Annotated in this window: 14 protein-coding genes; 7 read left to right on the forward strand and 7 right to left on the reverse strand. The window is 49.3% G+C overall.

The window, feature by feature from the left end; all coding sequences use genetic code 11:
• Window positions 1–130 precede the first annotated feature (130 nt).
• Window positions 131–1,474, reverse strand: a complete 1,344-nt coding sequence (locus GA003_06340; protein ID QXD29585.1) for a sulfatase-like hydrolase/transferase — start codon at window positions 1,472–1,474, stop codon at window positions 131–133.
• 52 nt (window positions 1,475–1,526) lie between these two features.
• A complete protein-coding gene (locus GA003_06345; protein ID QXD29586.1) occupies window positions 1,527–2,219 on the reverse strand; it encodes a DUF1080 domain-containing protein in 693 nt (230 codons plus the stop codon).
• A gap of 206 nt (window positions 2,220–2,425) precedes the next feature.
• On the opposite strand from GA003_06345, the gene GA003_06350 reads away from it, so the two are divergent.
• Window positions 2,426–3,271: a glucosamine-6-phosphate isomerase gene (locus GA003_06350; protein QXD29587.1), complete on the forward strand. Its 846-nt coding sequence runs from the start codon at window positions 2,426–2,428 to the stop codon at window positions 3,269–3,271.
• Here the strand turns inward: GA003_06350 and GA003_06355 are convergent.
• From GA003_06355 to GA003_06370, 4 genes are all read right to left on the reverse strand, one after another.
• Window positions 3,261–4,805, reverse strand: a complete 1,545-nt coding sequence (locus tag GA003_06355) for a DUF3604 domain-containing protein (GenBank protein QXD29588.1) — start codon at window positions 4,803–4,805, stop codon at window positions 3,261–3,263. The genes GA003_06350 and GA003_06355 overlap by 11 nt on opposite strands.
• A gap of 16 nt (window positions 4,806–4,821) precedes the next feature.
• Window positions 4,822–6,207, reverse strand: a complete 1,386-nt coding sequence (locus GA003_06360; GenBank protein ID QXD29589.1) for an MFS transporter — start codon at window positions 6,205–6,207, stop codon at window positions 4,822–4,824.
• 65 nt (window positions 6,208–6,272) lie between these two features.
• Entirely contained in the window at window positions 6,273–7,553 is a 1,281-nt protein-coding gene (locus tag GA003_06365; GenBank protein QXD29590.1) for a Gfo/Idh/MocA family oxidoreductase, read from the reverse strand.
• 353 nt (window positions 7,554–7,906) lie between these two features.
• Complete coding sequence (locus GA003_06370; protein ID QXD29591.1) at window positions 7,907–8,140, reverse strand: hypothetical protein; 234 nt, start codon at window positions 8,138–8,140, stop codon at window positions 7,907–7,909.
• A 328-nt stretch (window positions 8,141–8,468) separates the two neighbouring features.
• Here GA003_06370 and GA003_06375 point away from each other — a divergent pair, with 328 nt between their 5' ends.
• Window positions 8,469–9,854 carry a sulfatase-like hydrolase/transferase gene (locus GA003_06375; GenBank protein QXD29592.1) on the forward strand — a complete coding sequence of 462 codons (1,386 nt, stop codon included), beginning with the start codon at window positions 8,469–8,471 and terminating at the stop codon, window positions 9,852–9,854.
• Between the two features lie 112 nt (window positions 9,855–9,966).
• On the opposite strand, the gene GA003_06380 is transcribed toward GA003_06375, so the two are convergent.
• Window positions 9,967–11,523: an arylsulfatase gene (locus GA003_06380; GenBank protein QXD29593.1), complete on the reverse strand. Its 1,557-nt coding sequence runs from the start codon at window positions 11,521–11,523 to the stop codon at window positions 9,967–9,969.
• A gap of 51 nt (window positions 11,524–11,574) precedes the next feature.
• Between GA003_06380 and GA003_06385 the strand changes: the two genes are divergently transcribed.
• The 5 genes from GA003_06385 (at window position 11,575) to GA003_06405 (ending at window position 15,936) form a co-directional block, all read left to right on the forward strand.
• Window positions 11,575–12,603 carry a peptidyl-alpha-hydroxyglycine alpha-amidating lyase family protein gene (locus GA003_06385; protein QXD29594.1) on the forward strand — a complete coding sequence of 343 codons (1,029 nt, stop codon included), beginning with the start codon at window positions 11,575–11,577 and terminating at the stop codon, window positions 12,601–12,603.
• Between the two features lie 80 nt (window positions 12,604–12,683).
• Window positions 12,684–13,094, forward strand: coding sequence for a hypothetical protein (locus GA003_06390; GenBank protein QXD29595.1), 411 nt, complete (start codon window positions 12,684–12,686; stop codon window positions 13,092–13,094).
• A gap of 262 nt (window positions 13,095–13,356) precedes the next feature.
• Window positions 13,357–14,589: a sulfatase gene (locus GA003_06395; GenBank protein ID QXD29596.1), complete on the forward strand. Its 1,233-nt coding sequence runs from the start codon at window positions 13,357–13,359 to the stop codon at window positions 14,587–14,589.
• A gap of 378 nt (window positions 14,590–14,967) precedes the next feature.
• Window positions 14,968–15,555 (forward strand): aldo/keto reductase, encoded by a 588-nt coding sequence (locus GA003_06400; protein QXD29597.1) that lies wholly within the window; start codon window positions 14,968–14,970, stop codon window positions 15,553–15,555.
• A gap of 12 nt (window positions 15,556–15,567) precedes the next feature.
• The gene (locus GA003_06405) at window positions 15,568–15,936 is read left to right on the forward strand and encodes an aldo/keto reductase (protein ID QXD29598.1); all 369 of its coding nucleotides are present in this window, start codon (window positions 15,568–15,570) and stop codon (window positions 15,934–15,936) included.
• The last annotated feature ends 220 nt before the right edge of the window (window positions 15,937–16,156 follow it).

Genomic DNA, 16,156 nt, shown 5'->3' on the forward strand with positions numbered 1-16,156 from the left:
ACTGGCAAGAGCGTCAAGACCGTAAATAATCTCCAGGGAATAGAATTGATGCTCTAATTGGCCATTGAATCCAGAACTGGGGCTTCTGGTGGGCGCTGATTCTTCGCCTATTCCTCTTAGCTTGCTAGCTTCACCCTTTTCCCGTTTCCCAGCCCCAGCCTTTGGGGACCTGTCCTCCGCCTTTGTAATCAATGCTGGGCTTAACAGGAGGGAGCGTTGCCACAAATGCCTCATAATGCTCTCGCATGCGATTCACAACTTTAGGGTTTTTAGCGGCCTGGTTCTTAGTTTCTTTAGGATCCTTTTTCAGATCGTATAGATGCCAGCCATCTGGGTGCTTGACCATTCGCCAATCCTTCCAGCGCACTGCATATAGGTTGCGGCGTGGTTCGTCAGTGGGATCGGCGTTGTGCCAAAAAATAAATTCGTGGGCATCGCCTTTCTTTTTACCATTTAGATAGGGCAAAAGATTTTCACCGTCACAGCCGTCCGGCAAGGGTTTGCCGATGGCAGCGGCCATGGTGGCGTAGAAATCAATCGTGGCTGTCAGACCATCATAGGTGACCCCGGGTTTGATGGTGCCAGGCCAGGTTATAATGGTGGGAGTATGAACCCAGCCTTCCTGTTGAGTGTCAGGTCCTTTGCCACCTCGATAGGGCTCTGAACTTCCTCCGTGCCCACGGTTTGCTCCGTTGTCACCCGTGAAGAAAATCAGTGTGTCTTCCTCGAGGTCGTGTTTCTTGAGCATTGCTAACAGTTTCCCGACGGCATCATCGACTGCGAGAACGGCGCCTTCATAAGCGGTTCCTTTTCCGCCTGGTATGCGATCCCGATAGTGCTGTGGTGTGTTTTTGACGTTGGAGTGAACGGCGAAAGGAGAGAAATAAAGAAAGAAAGGATTGTTCGCGTTCCGATCTACAAACTCAGCCATGTAGTCGCCATCAAGGTCCGTCAGATAAGCATAGCTGCCATCTTCTCGCTCGCGATCGTATTGAAAGCCGGGTGCATTCTTCGCCACTTCCGTAAAACCCCGTTGGTGAGGTCCTTGACCGTTCGCACCGATATCCCATTTGCCCACTTGTCCTGTCACGTATCCAGCATCTCGCATAAATTCGCCCATGGTGGGGTGGTCTTCTGGTATGGGCAGTCCGCGCGCCATTCCTGACTTACCGAAGCGCTGGGCATACATACCGGTTATCAGACTGCATCGACTGGGAGAGCAGGGTGGATTCGTGATGTACGACATGGTGCACTTGGCTCCCTCATCGGCCAGTGAATCGATGTGCGGTGTAGGAATCCGTTTATTCCCAAAACAGGCAATATCTCCAAAACCCAGATCATCAATGAATAGTACTACTACGTTGGGCTTCTTTTTAGCGACCTGTTGTCCTAGGCTTAAAGTTGGGCTCAAGCTGACCGCCATTGCACCCGCTGCAGTTGTTTTAAGGAATTCTCTTCGGTTCGGATGTTTCATTATTGTAGGGTAGTGGTTGTATCAAATCGGGCGTGCGATATCGTATCTGGTTTTAACGTATTTCTCGAATCCGTACTGTTCGAAACTCAATAGGGGTCTCTTTGCTTTGTAGACCTATGTGTCCGGTTGAACGGAGTAACCCAGGATGCTCTATTAGAATGTCCTTCGGACATTGGGACAGCTGAACATCCTGAACTGAAATACCGTTCACGCTTACCTGGCAGTGCTCAGCTTTGCAAAAAACAGTCATTCGTTGCCACTTTCCCGGTTTCTTTGCTGCTTCTTTGGAGGGAGGCGAAACCGTGTAAAGGGCACCCATGTGGCGATCGTGCGACAGCTTTTCCTTCAATTGCGCGTCATGCATGTCAGCGATTTGAATTTCGTTCCCCAGGTAGGCAGGACTTTTCTTTACCAGGGGCGTGCGGAAAAAGACGCCGCTGTTACAGCCCGGTTCGAACTTAAACTCTACTTCCAATTCGAAATCAGAAAATTCTCTTTCATGAGCGATCCAACTGGCATTGCCGCTTTTTCTTCCTGTATTGACCAGCGTTCCGTCTTTTACCTCCCAATTGTGCGAAGTGCCATTGACGCCTTCCCAGCCGGTTAGGTCCTCGCTATTAAAAAGTGATATCCAGGGACCGTAGCTTTCTTTTGCTACAAGTTTTAAAGCAGGAAGTAGGGAGGCCGCGACTAAGTGGATACTAAGGCTTTTGATGAACTGTCGACGTGGGAGATCTGAAGTCATGGTGTGCTGCGGGTAGATGAATGGAACGGTAGTTTAAGTACTTTGGCAAGTGCCGGTTTTATTGAATTCAGATTATTTTTTGTATTCACAAAGTGAGCACGGGGATGTGTTAGTCGGATGGTCGTTCGTCTCGGTGGCAGATTATTACTCGTTGCTTCGGTGCTGATAGTTGGATTTCTTATTAAACGAATCCCTAGTGAAATTTGATGACACGATCAGAAGAGATACGAAACTTATTGAGTCTGACTCCGGATGAGGTCCGAGAAAAAGCAGAGGGCAGGCTAGTCGTTTTTCCCTCTATTGATCAGCTATACCGGCATTGTGCCGACTCTATCGCGGATGAGATAATAAAAAATAACAAGGCAGGCAGATCCACAAAGCTCATCCTTCCTGTGGGCCCTGTTGGCCAATATCCGATTCTGGCCCAGCGAGTGAAGGAGGAGGAGATAAGCCTGGCGACCTGCTGGTTCTTTATGATGGACCAGCAATGCGACCAAGATGGCGTTTGTTTGCCTTCTGATCATCCTCTCAGTTTTCGTCGAGTATTCGATGAGTCTTTCACGCAGCATCTGGATGAGCCTTTGCGCATACCTGTCGAGCAGTTGATTTTTCCATGTCGTGAAAATTTGCCTGATTTGGTCGGAATGATCGCGGACCTCGGAGGGATCCATATAACCTATGGCGGTATCGGGATTCACGGTCATCTGGCTTTTAATGAGCCTGAACCCAATGTGAGTGAAACAGATCCTCGCATAGTTGAGCTAAACTCATTTACACGCACCATTAATGCCGTTCGATCGAAGGTGGGAGGGAATCTGGAAAATTTCCCTCGCTTCGGAATCACGCTTGGCATGCGACAGTTATTAGGAGCAAAGCGCATACGGCTTTATTGTCGAAATGGCATTGATCTGGATTGGGCGAATACAGTATTGAGAGTTTCTGTATTAGGTTCGCCTGGAGATGATTACCCAGTGACTCACATTCGTAATCATCCGGATTATCAGGTCATGACAGATTCGGATACGCTGAAACAGCCGCAGGTTATATTATAGGCTGCTTGGACTCATGCTTCAAGAAAACCGGTGAACTCCAACCCCATTGGTCATTGCGCTGTCTTACTCGCATATAATAATTATGCCCTTCTTTACTCTCATCTTCCCATTCACCGTTCCATTTCCACTGGTTTGGTTCTGGTGCTCGATTGAAGCGGTAGGCGGGTGAATCAATGTCCTTTAATACACCTGAGCGCGCGCCCTTCATGAGCTTTGCCAGCGGCCATTCAACTTTTTTGCCGTTAAGATTTGCCCACACCATTCCGTTGCGAGGCATCTTTACTTCTATGCAGACCCCTTGAGACATATTGGTGGAATTATTGGGGTTTCCACTAGTTACTGTTTCGAATGTTACGGCCTGGCTTCCTGACTCAATGATTTTACTGGTGTAGTAACTGCTCATAGCATCTGCCTCTACGGGGGAGACTACCTCCTGTCCACGGAAACGGGGCTCGACGGCCAAAATTTCGCCATCTCCTATACCTAGTTCTGCTAGCCAGTTGCAGGATTTGTGGCGTGCTCCCCATCCCAATTCTAAATAAATTTTGGTGTGAACCATTTCATTGGCTGATGGATTGGGAGTATCCATTTCATATTGTGAAAAGCGTTTCACCAGAACGCCGTCTCGCAAAATGTCCACGCAGTCAATGGCCCCACCGGCTTGCAGTGCCAATTCGATCTTTCGTTGTTCTTCAGCATCGATTACCGAGCCCATTGGCGTACCATTTACCTGGAAACGCAGATCCATACGGTCACCCGTGAGTGCAAACATGCGGCGTTGTAATAGTGCCTCCCATACATCTTCTCGATTACCCGATGCTGCCCAGAGTCCAGTCATGCCATGTCCATAGCTTCCAGGGTGAGCGCTATGATGATCGGTGCCTCCTGAAAATCCAATAACATGCCCCTGCTGTAACCCGTATTGGATGGTGCTTTCCCAATCACTGGGTCCCATCGAATGGAGAAACGGTTTGATGTTTTCCGAAGACTCGGAGCAACCGTGCATGGAGAGCATTTCTACGAACGGTGCAAACTCCGGATTAAATGTGTTCCAGTCGATACCGCGTGTTCCCTTGAGATATCCAACATGGTGGGGTTGTGCGATTGAATCTTTTCCTTGCTCACGCAGTGTCCTAAGTTGGTTGTGGAGGTCGTCCAAGTCTTTTGGATACAGGATGTCTCCATCGAAATCCTTGTAGAGCATGTTTCTGTCGCCGTCGGAGCAGTAATGGACTTCGAAGCCTGGAAACACGACAAAGTTTCCTTCGTCATTATACTCTTTCAAAGTTTCCATCATCTTAGGCCAGCCTTTCTTTAGCTTGGCAAATCCCTCTTCATGGAAGTCGATGATGTATTGAATATCTTCGTTGGGTTTCGGCATGTCCGGCCAGTGAGCATGACCTGTGATGCTTACAAAATCCAATCGCTCGCGAGCATTGCAAAGTGCGTCCTCCAACGAGCCATGTGCGTAGGAAATACCGCAATGGTTATGCATGTCACCGAAGAGCAGTTTAAAATCACTGAATGAAATCATGAAATTATTCTTAGGGTTATTCGGGTAAGTCCTCACCTTGGGTCTCAGGTGCGTATCGTACAATGATCAAGCCCAAGAGAAAGAACACGCTCAGCCAAGCGGCCGTTTGATTGGTTGTAAACCCCATAGATCCCTGCATCCATGCTGTTAGGAACAACACCGGCGCAGCTATGATACGTCCCAGGTTAAAACACAAGCCGCCTCCCGTTCCTCGCAATCTGGATGGAAATAATTCAGGAAAGTAAATCGCGTAACCGGCATGTATGCCACTCACCAGAAATCCGAACACCGGCAGGGCCCACCAATAAAAGCCAATACTCATATCGGTAAATAATCCAAACAAGAGGGCACTGCTTGCGAATCCTCCAATGAAGAAAAAGGAAAACGCTCCTCGACGCCCGATTCGCTCACTGACGGGCCCAAATGCGAGCATGCCTAACAGCCCCCCTGTCATGACTAGGAAGTGGCCTTTCATTTCGGTCTTTTTGATCTCGCTGAAATTCGCTTCCAGTGCGGCCGCATTATCGACCATAGATCCTTCGTTCTGAGAAACGACTTCTCGCTCCGCAGCGCTTCTCATCAGGTTCCTTCCATAGATCTTTACACCCCAAAAGGTGGCCAGACCGATCGCTGCTAGAGCGACGCCGACTAAGGTTCGCCTTCGAAGTTCACCTTTAAATAAATCACCAATTCTCCCAGTGCGTTTAGTCGGATCCGTTTTCGCGATCTCGCGCGCTTTCTTCCAGCTCTCCGGTTCCTTCAATTTTACACGAATCCAAATGGTCAACAACGCGGGAAGGACACCAATCCCAAAAGCCAGCCGCCAGTTTAGATCCGGAATCGCTTCCGTATTCAGTGCAGGATTTCCCACAATGAAAGCACCTGCAGCAATAGCCAAATAGGAGCCCAAAGTGCTGGTTGCATGAAAAATCCCCAACGAACGGACGCGTGCCCATTTTGGAAAAACCTCTGCCACCATCGCGCTGGCCACGGCCCATTCTCCGCCCACGCCCATAGCAACAAAGAAGCGCAATACGATCACTTGCCAGGCCTCTTGGGCAAAAGCGGTCATGCAGGTAAATATAGAATACACCAGGATCGTAATGACCATGGTGCGTGCCCGGCCAATGCGGTCACTTAGCATTCCGAAAAATACGCCGCCCACTGCACCGCCAACTAGGAATACCCCCAATGCAATTTTCGCTACGGCATCTCGATTATCTGCCGGAACGTCTGGGGGTAGGAGGGACGCCATCATTTCGTTCATACTGGTAACGAAAATCTGACCTTCGAAAATATCGAAGATCCAACCCAATGACGCGATCAAGAGTACCAGCCATTGATAGCGGGTTACGCCTTTCCACCACGGGCTGTCCTTTGTGCGTTTGGTAGATTCGCTCATGGTTTGAACCTTGTGGCTAAAACCGCATATGACTTAAATGATAAATCCTTCAAGCGATGCTTCTTTTAATCTAAAGTAATCTTTCTGCTATCTGCATGATAGCGAGAGCGCCTACCTGATTCGTAAGACATTTGAGCCATGATGGTTGCTACAGCATGGCGATAGCCGGCTTCCAATGGAGCATGGGGCTCTGCATTTCCGCGCAAGGCTTGGAACCAATTTTGAAAATGGTCCGGGCGCTTAATATCCTCGACCTCGTTTTTGCCTCGGATGGATCCATCGCGATTGATGCCACCTTCAGCGGTGTAAATTGCCGTGCCGCGGCGCTCAAGTTCAAGGGTTCCTTTTTCGCCGAGTAGTCGGGTTCGATTGCCGCTACTGTTTCCAAAATTGGTTGTATAGGTAACCACCGTGTCTTCGGGGTAACTCCATATCGCATCGATCTGGTCTGGAGCAGTGAATTTGTAGTCATCTTTCCAGGTGTAAGTACCCCCGTGGCAATTACAGGTTTTCGGTATGCTGAGACCGGTCAGGTAATGAACGAGGTCGATATAGTGACTGCCCCATTGTGGCACCGGTCCTTGGCAAAATTCATAGTAGCCATACCAGCCCGTATAGAGAACGGGGTCGAAAGGTTTGTCCGTTCTTCCATTGGTGAATTCATCCCAATCAAGGTCTTCCTTTCTGACAGTTCGATCGACTCGTTTGTACCAATAAGGTTCGGCCGCATTGCGTACCTGTTCCACACGAGAGAGGTGACCCAGAATACCTGTTTCCATCAGTTTTTGTACCCCCACGTTGGAAGGCTCGGTGCGTTGTTGCGTACCGACTTGCACGATGATCTTGGCTTCTTGGGCGGCATCTACCGCCCGCTTAAGTGCATCGAACTCAATACCCAGTGGCTTTTCCGCATAACAATGTTTGCCAGCCTCGGCCACCGCTTCCAGGTGAAGCGTATGAACATGATCAGGAGAAGCGATCATCACCGCGTCCAGATCTTTCATCTCCAACATGTCCCGGTAGGTCGAAAATTGCTTGGGACTTTTTCCAGTGTAATCCTTTACATTGGCTGCAGCTTTTTCTCGAGCCGGTTTGTAAGGATCGCATACCGCTACGACTACGAGGTTCTCTCCTTGGGCATGCTGTTTCACATAGCGCTGGTGAGTTCCGAAACCACGTTGTCCACAACCGATTTGGCCGATGCGAATGCGGTCGTTGGCTCCTACACTGCGCGTGTAGGAAGAGGCCGAAGCTTTGAGTGGCAATGCACCTAGCGCAGAGGCAGCAGCATGGCCTAGAAAAGTGCGACGTGAGATAGAGTAGGGTGATTCTTTATCTTGTTTCATGGGGTTTAGACTTGGGTTCGAAGAAACGACTAATTCAGATTCAAAAACCTTATCCGAATTGAGCAACCTCTAAACTAGGTTCCACAGAGGATCACCTAGACTCCCTTCGCCTATCAAAATGAAATCAGCTCCGCGCCAACAACGTCTTATTCTGCCGCATGGATTACAAAAATAATCTATGAACTAACGCTTTGGCTCCCAGTGAAACGTCTCACCTGTCGTCACAACCTTGAGGTCGGTGAACGAAGTTCCTAAGGGTGCGAAGGTTTTAGGCGCTTGAGAAATCAACTGGCTCATGGTTTTTACATAAGCTGCGTCATCGGCCAGGTTCTGCCATTCTTCCGGATCCTCATTCAGATCATAGAGTTCTTCAGAGCCTTCATGAGCTCCGCTTGAAGTTGGGCTTTGTTCACTTCGTATTCCTTTCTCCGCATGGGCTTTTCATACGGATAGATGCCACTCTTGTACAGCTTTTTCAGGGTAGCCTTTTTAGATTCACATGGAGCTACTTCAATGGATCCATGTACGAGGTCTGGAGCTACCTGTTCGGATAAGTCTTCAGGTAACTCTATTGACTTCTTAGGCATGGCGGGGAGGAGGTGTTTCTTCTATTCTTTCTCAGATGATTCTTTTTCGGTCTTTTTCATCTTGCTGTGTCCGAAGGCCTCGATCATTCCCAAGTCTGTTTGTAGTCGAGGGTGATTCGAGCGTAGTTGTGGAAGGTTGGGTCGGTCATTATGGTTCGGTAAAAAGCGTAATCTTCTTCGCACTTAGGACAAGTCGTAATGCTCGCAAAATTGAAGATACCTTCCCTTAAATGGCTCCCCCGTAGATGGATCTAAAATGTGGTGAAATTTTTTAGCCCGTTCAAAGCGAGTATTGATCCAAAGTCATTTTTTCGTAACCCTAAATAAAATGAACGATTTCCGAATGAATAAGTTGAGCTCAATGTTCAGCACTTGCCTGCTCTTTCTGTTAATGGCGGCCGTGGGATTGTTCAAAATCCCGGCATTTGCAGAGCCCCAAAACATCCTGATCATCACGGCCGACAATCTCGGGTATGGGGATATTAAGAGCTACAATCCGGACTCGATGATCCTAACTCCACGGCTGGACCGCCTGGCAACAGAGAGTGCACGATTAACAAGTTTCTATACGGCATCTTCCACTTGCACGGTGTCGCGAGCCTGTTTGTTAACGGGGCGTATTCCGCAACGTCATGGCTTGGACTATCAACTGCCAGGCTTGGAAGGTAATTATGGTGTGGGCTTGAATCAGAATGAGGTGCTGATTCCTCAGGTGTTGAAGGCCGCACCCGAGCCCTACGTCACGGGGTGCTTTGGAAAATGGAATATTGGTTTCGCCGCAGGATCGCGTCCGACGGAGCGAGGATTTGATGAATTTGTCGGGCATGCTTCAGGCAACATGGACTACTATACACATAACTACCGTTTGAAGCACGACCTCTATGAAGGCACCGAGGAGTTGGACCGGATAGGCGAGTACGCTACGGACATCTTTGCCGATGCTGCGATTGATTTTATTGAACGACGTTCAAAAGAAGAGCAGCCCTGGTTCTGTTACTTACCCTTTAATGCCCCTCACTTTCCCAGTGCCAGAAACAAGCAGCCTGGGGAACCGAATATTTGGCAGGCTCCGGATAGGGCTTTTGAAGCCTACGGTTGGTCGCCCGAGGAACAGAATTATGAGAAGCGGTATGCCGCTGTGGTGACTGCTCTCGATCAGGCGATTGGTCGTGTGCTCGATGCATTGAATGAGGCAGGAGTCGCAGATAACACCTTTGTCTTCTTCATGTCTGACAACGGCGGCTTTCGACTCGATCGTGAAGGCATCGACATAGGCATCAACGACCCATTGAGGTCGGGGGGTGTCACCTGTTGGGAGGGTGGTATCCGTGTGGTCGCCATGGCTCGCTGGCCTGGGCAGATTCAAGAAGGCAGTATCATCGATGAAACCCTCTGGTCCCCTGATTTGATGACTGCTTGTGCGGAGCTCTCTGGAGCTGATTTGCCGAGTGGGGTTGTATTCGATGGTAAAGATCCTCTCCCTATTCTGATGGAGGGAGCCGAGTCAGAGCATGAGTCCTTGTTTTTTGTGTATCGCAATCATGCCGCTTTGAGGGCGGGTCACTGGAAGATTGTGAGAGTCGATCCTGAACATCCCTGGCAGCTGTACAATTTGAAAGAGGATCTTTCAGAGTCGAATGATTTGGCGCAACAGAGGCCTGAAAGGGTAGCGAAGTTGGAGGAGTTGTTCAGGGAGTGGGGAGATTCATTTTAGGAGCAAATTGTGTTTCGCATCGCTGTCGGTCAAAGCCTCGGTAGTTCGCGATCTCTATGTCTTAGAATATTCGGGTCGCGAATAAATTTGCTCCTACAGAAGAAATGACGGGCTACAGTTTCAACTCCGCCTTCAGCGCCGCGAAACTAGACGGATCGATCTTTGTCTCACCTTCGTTCGTTTGCTTGGGGCCAGGAGTACTTCTGCCATTTTCAACGTACGCTTTCAGTAGCTGATAAAGCTCTCTTACCTTGTCGTGATTCGTTGAATACACGTTGGTCGTTTCGCTCGGATCGTTTTTAAGGTTGAAAAGTTGAATGGGAGGTAGGCCAAGGTCTCTGGTTTCATTGGGTCGTGGATAACTCCAGCCTCCGGAACCAGGGCAGAGCAGTAGCTTCCAGTCGCCCTTACGAATGGCAAAGGATCCATTGATTGAGTGGTGGACCGTTCCCTCGCGCACTTGTTTGGCTTTGCCTTCGAGAGCGGGAAGGAAACTGACACTATCTTCGGCGGCGTTGGCAGGAGTGCTGGAATTCGTGATATCGGCCATGGTCGCAAACAAGTCTGTCAGACAGATAGTGGCGTCAGAGGTTTGACCTCCCTTAATGCCATTGGGCCAGTTCGTGATAAAGGGCACCCGGTGTCCGGCCTCATAGGCATCAGCTTTGTTGCCTCGGTAGATGCCGCCCGGTTTGTGACCCGCATTTTCGAGTTCTTCGAATTCAGCTCGAGGAGAACAACCGTTGTCACTCGTGAAGATAAACAGGGTATTGTCGGCCACACCTGCCTTCTCCAGGGTTTCCATAATCTGACCCATGTGCCAATCGACTTGCATGACAAAATCGCCATACATGTTGGTGTTACTCAGTCCCATGAATTCTGTAATGGGAAGGATCGGTGTGTGTGGGCTAGGTAAAGGCAGATAGAGAAAGAAAGGTTCTCCAGTCTCGGCCCGCTCTTCGATGTAGGTTTGGGCACGCTCTACGAAATTAGGGGTCACCAAGGTGTGATTGAAATCGGATGCAGTGGGACCTTCGCGCCAGAACCCTTTATAGTCGTGGTTGACGGTGATACGATTGGGTGGGGCAGTAATTTTGCCGTTTTCCACATAGACATAGGGCGCCATATCGAGTGAGCCGCAGTGACCATAGTAGTAATCAAACCCAATCGCGTCCGGTCCATTGGTCACAGGTGCGCTGTAATCAATAACTTCTCCGTTCTTTAAATCAAACCGGTCACTGGCCGTTCCTTCTTTAAACACAAAATCCCAACCCAGGTGCCATTTGCCTATCATGGCGGTATGGTAGCCTTGGTCCTTCAGCAAATCGGCCACGGTGTATCGGTCGGTGTCTATGAGGTGTGTCGATGAGCCGCCGAGCACGCCACGTTTCAGCCGACTGCGCCAACTGTATCGCCCTGTGACCACTCCGTAGCGAGTCGGTGTGCAAACACCGGATCCTGAATGAGCGTCGGTAAAACGCATGCCTGCTTCGGCAATGCGATCTAGATGGGGCGTATGAATTTTCGATTCGGGATTATTGCAGCTCAAGTCTCCCCAGCCAAGATCATCGGCTAAAACGTAGACCACGTTTGGCTTGGCTGCGGAAAGACCAAGCGAGAGAAGGAGGAGTGAAAAGAAGCTCAGGAATAGTTTAATCAGGGTATTCATAATATCTCCATTAAGTTGACCCCTCATCCCGACGGTGGCTAGTCTTTAAATATGCGTATTGTTTTTGTAATTCTTATTATGGGCATTGGGCCGTTTATCCTGTTCGGGCAAACCTACCCAAATCCCTACCGGGCGGTGGATACTTGGGCAACATTTCCAGATGGTCGGAAAATTGGGGCCGTTGGGGATGTGCAAGTCGATCCCGATGGTGTGCATATCTGGGCCGTCGTTCGTTGCGATAGTGCTGAGCGGGGTCGCTTTGGGAATGAGTGCCTCGACTCCGACCTGGATCCCATTGTGAAGTTCGACGCCGAGGGTAACGCGGTGGAGAGCTTTGGAGGAGGCATGTTTATTTGGCCACATGGACTCTTTGTTGATGAGGAGAGTAATGTGTGGGTGACCGATGCAGTGAAACCATCTCGCACTCCGGAAGGCACGCGTGGGCACCAAGTGATTAAATTTAGTTCCACCGGTGAAGAGCTCATGCGGCTCGGCATCCCTGGAAAGGCCGGGAAAGGCGATTATCAGTTCAATTCTCCAGCTGATGTGGTGATCGGGGACAATGGAAATATCTTCATCGCCGATGGTCACAACCCCGACGGCAACAATCGGGTCATGGTTTATAATAAGGACGGAGAGTTTCTGCGCAGCTGGGGACAAACGGGTTACGCTCCTGGTGAGTTCCATGCTTTACATGCAATGGCTATTGATAAGAAGGGCCGGCTGTTTATTGCAGATCGTTTTAATAACCGGCTTCAGATCTTTGACCAAGATGGAACCTTTATTGCTCAATGGACGCAGTTTGGTCGTCCGAGTGGTGTATTCTTTGATGATCATGGAAATATCTATGTCTCCGATTCCGAATCCGACAATGTGCAGAATCCTGGGTATGAGATGGGTATACGCATAGGCGATGCAGAAACTGGGTGGGTCAACTACTTCATTATGCTGCCCAATGGAGATCCACGTTTTACAAATGGTAATGGAGCGGAATTTGTAACGGTCGATGCCGCAGGCAATGTGTATGGAGGTGAGCCTTTTTCACGAACCGTTCAGAAATATGTGCGCGTGCGCCCTTGATTTTGAGGGAGATAATATGCCAGTTAAAGGTAGGGCGTGATCGCCGAGCGCGCCGTAGTTCACTTACTTCCTAATCAAACATGCAAACTCCAAATATAGCTACTTTTGATTCTTCCTTGCCCGATGACTCGGTTGAAGAAGAGGGAGAGATCGCAAAACCCAATGGGTCTGTGCTCGGTGAGCTTATTGCCGCTGAACTTCGTGAAAGTGGATGGAGTATATCAGTCGTCGAGCAACGCGGTAATACCGGGTGGTCATTCTGGGGGAAGCACAAAGGAATTAAGTTTTGGTGTCTACTCGGGTATACGGATCCATGGATTATGATTGCTGTGGATCGTCGTTTTTTCCTTCGCCGTTGGATCGGAGGAAGTAGCGCATTCCTGACCTTACTTCACGAGATGAACCAAGTGCTGCAAGGTATTGAGGAGATCTCCAAGCTCGTTTGGCTTACTGAATCGGAATATGAAGCGGCCAGAGCATCTCCAGTTTAAATAGACACATTGGTGAGAGCAGACCGCGAAGCAGTGGAAGGCTCTGGGGAAGATTCCCAAGCCGAGAGCTTTTAAGATTTTCATTTTCTCTATCCTTTCTAGAGTCTCGGCTTAGCCGAGATTCCTACTCGCATTTAATCTACCCTAAGAAAATTCACCGAATTCACTCGGTTCCCTATGGAAGGCCTTTTTATTACTTGGTGCCCTCAGCTCTGCGCTCGTTGCTTCTCAGCCGAACGTCCTTTTTATCTCCATCGATGATTTGAACGATTGGGTAGGTGGCTTGGACGGCCATCCGCAGGCTATCACACCGAATATGGACAAGCTCTTCGAGCAAGGCCTTTTGTTCAGCAATGCCCATTGTTCTCAGGCCGTTTGTACGGCTTCTCGTAACTCGCTGCTGAGCGGGCTCCATCCATCCTCGTCCGGTTGGTATGGATCAACCTCGGCGATGCGAAGGTCCTTCGACGACGTCATGGGCGACCACAAGATGCTGCCTCAACATTTTAAGGATGCCGGTTATAAAACAATGGCGATTGGAAAGATCTTTCACAGTGGAGTCTCTGATTACAAAGACCGCACCGATGACTTTTGGGATGAGTATGCGTCCGATTACAAAGTACCCAAAGAGCTAAAGAAACGAGGAGACGGTTACGGCGGGACGAAGTTTTATCCATTCCCGAAAGAGGGGAGCCAGATCGTAAATCACTACGGTGAAGCATTCGCTGATGGTCATTCGCTTTGTTATGGAGCTCTCGAACGCGACGACATGCCCGATGGTAAGATGTTTGATGAACTCATATCGGATTGGGCGGTCGACAAGCTCTCTGAAGATCACGAAAAGCCATTCTTTTTGGCGGTAGGCTTTGTACGCCCCCACGTTCCTTACACGGCACCCAAAGAATTCTTCGATTTGTATGATTTGGATAACATCCAAGTGCCATCTTTTCCGAATAACGAAATGGCGGACATACCCATCATGGGGAAATCGGTGGCCTACGGAACGATCAAGACGGGTGATTACTATGCGGTTGTTAATTTGAGTGATAGCTACTGGAGGGAACTGGTTTATGGATACTTAGCCTGTGTCTCCTTCGTCGATCACGAGCTTGGGAAGGTGTTAAAAGCGCTGGAGGACAGTCGCTACGCCGACAACACGATTGTGGTACTCTGGTCGGATCACGGTCAGCACTTGGATGAAAAAAAACACTGGCGCAAACAAGCCCTGTGGGAGGAGTCGACGAAAATACCGTTCTTTATAAAAGCTCCCGGGGTAAGGGATGCCAAAGTGATGACCAATCAAGCGGTCAGCCTGCTGGATATTTATCCCACTTTAGTTGACTTGTGCGGACTGCCTGCGGCACCGAAACTGGAAGGCAACAGTCTACGTCCTTTACTTGAGAATCTAAATGCCTCCTGGGATAAACCTGTTCTCAGTACCTGGTATTACGGAAATCACTCCGTGCGCAGCAATGATTGGCGCTACATTCGTTAACGCGATGGAGGGGAAGAGCTCTACAATCACCAAACCGATCCAGGTGAGCATGATAATCTGGCTAAAAACCCGAAGTATGCGTCAGTCATTGAGGCTCACAGAAGTTGGTTGCCTAAGAAAGACGAGTTACCCGCTGGAACCACCGAATGGAAACCAGACAAATTGGATAGGCGGGTAGCAACTTGGCAGGAAAACAATTCCGTACCTGAGTGGTTGCGGTAAGAAAATCAGTCTGAAGTGGATTTGAATGTCGTTGATATTCTATTCGGCAGCAAGCCACCTCCTGTATTAAAATTTACGATACGAAGTGTAGGAGGTAGCTTGCTGCCGAATTGGAATTCCCGGATAGTAATCATCTAATACAAACAACTTACATTTATGGAGCGCATAACACTAGGAGACAGCGGCTTGTCCGTTTCACCCATTTCATTTGGGACCTGGCAATTGAGCCCGCGGTTCTGGGGGGAGCAATCGAAAGACGATGCCATTTCGGCCATGAAGCTGGCTTTCGATAATGGTATTAATTTTATCGATACAGCGGAAGCCTATGGTGACGGGTACGCGGAGACGGTGGTAGGAGAAACCATCAAGGAGCTGCCCCGTGATGAGTTGGCCGTAGCGACGAAAGTTTTTAATCATTTTAATTCAGACGGATCCCGTTATCCTGACCTGTCTGCTGAGCATATTGCGAAGCGCTGTGAGTTATCCTTGAAGCGGATGGGAGTCGATACCATCGACCTTTACTTTCTGCATCTCTACGACCCACTAACTCCCTATGCTGAAATTGCGGGCGCCCTCGAGAAATTAAAAGAGCAGGGGAAGGTTCGGGCGTTTGGTCTAAGTAATCATTCCGTTGAACAATGTCGCGGACAACGTCGGTTTGCTCCCTATACCGTGGTTCAGCCTCCTTACAGTCTGATCGATCCAGAGGGAGAAACGGATATGCTTCCCTACTGTCAGTCATAAAATATAGGGGTTATGATTTATTCACCGATGCACAAAGGATTGCTCACTGGTAAATATACCGGAAATGAAACCTTCTCCGACTTTCGATCTAATCATCCCGATTTTCAAGGCGAACGATTTCAAGAGTTGTGCGCCAAGGTCAGGAGTTTGAAGCTGATTGCGGATAAGTATGATCTGAGCATCTACCAATTAGTTCTAGCTACCACCCTTATGCACCCTGCCATTCAGGTGGCCATCTGCGTAATCAAAACACCAGACCAGATTGAAGAAGCGTTTGGAGTGGCCGGTAAAGTGCTATCGCGCGAAGATTACTTCGCCGTTCGCAATACAGTGGGTCCAGGTAGTCCCAAGCCCAAGGATGCCAGTGGTACCCGGGAATAAGCGTTCCTAAACCCTATCATGCCTCTCTGTCACGGGTGTGTCAGGAGCGTCTGGCAGTTGAGATTTTGAAAGACCGGCTTCTTCTCGCTCGATGAGCGCATTGATATCCGGGTGGGGATATAAGGTGAGTGCTATGGTCTGCATCAGGCCGCCTGTATCGACGCTCGGACATTAGAAGTACTGGATGTTTATGGGAGATGGAGGCAGTCGATTATCGTTT

Source organism: Opitutia bacterium ISCC 52, from assembly GCA_014529675.2.
Taxonomy (GTDB): Bacteria; Verrucomicrobiota; Verrucomicrobiia; order Opitutales; family UBA2995; genus UBA2995.

What these genes read in the sequence shown, in the direction of transcription:
- GA003_06385 (QXD29594.1), top strand. Translation starts at nt 11,575, where the DNA reads ATGCGTATTGTTTTTGTAATTCTTATTATGGGCATTGGGCCGTTTATC.
- GA003_06400 (QXD29597.1), top strand. Translation starts at nt 14,968, where the DNA reads ATGGAGCGCATAACACTAGGAGACAGCGGCTTGTCCGTTTCACCCATT.
- GA003_06390 (QXD29595.1), top strand. Translation starts at nt 12,684, where the DNA reads ATGCAAACTCCAAATATAGCTACTTTTGATTCTTCCTTGCCCGATGAC.
- GA003_06360 (QXD29589.1), bottom strand. Translation starts at nt 6,207, where the DNA reads ATGAGCGAATCTACCAAACGCACAAAGGACAGCCCGTGGTGGAAAGGC.
- GA003_06355 (QXD29588.1), bottom strand. Translation starts at nt 4,805, where the DNA reads ATGATTTCATTCAGTGATTTTAAACTGCTCTTCGGTGACATGCATAAC.
- GA003_06350 (QXD29587.1), top strand. Translation starts at nt 2,426, where the DNA reads ATGACACGATCAGAAGAGATACGAAACTTATTGAGTCTGACTCCGGAT.
- GA003_06345 (QXD29586.1), bottom strand. Translation starts at nt 2,219, where the DNA reads ATGACTTCAGATCTCCCACGTCGACAGTTCATCAAAAGCCTTAGTATC.
- GA003_06365 (QXD29590.1), bottom strand. Translation starts at nt 7,553, where the DNA reads ATGAAACAAGATAAAGAATCACCCTACTCTATCTCACGTCGCACTTTT.
- GA003_06340 (QXD29585.1), bottom strand. Translation starts at nt 1,474, where the DNA reads ATGAAACATCCGAACCGAAGAGAATTCCTTAAAACAACTGCAGCGGGT.
- GA003_06380 (QXD29593.1), bottom strand. Translation starts at nt 11,523, where the DNA reads ATGAATACCCTGATTAAACTATTCCTGAGCTTCTTTTCACTCCTCCTT.
- GA003_06375 (QXD29592.1), top strand. Translation starts at nt 8,469, where the DNA reads ATGAACGATTTCCGAATGAATAAGTTGAGCTCAATGTTCAGCACTTGC.
- GA003_06405 (QXD29598.1), top strand. Translation starts at nt 15,568, where the DNA reads ATGATTTATTCACCGATGCACAAAGGATTGCTCACTGGTAAATATACC.
- GA003_06370 (QXD29591.1), bottom strand. Translation starts at nt 8,140, where the DNA reads ATGCCTAAGAAGTCAATAGAGTTACCTGAAGACTTATCCGAACAGGTA.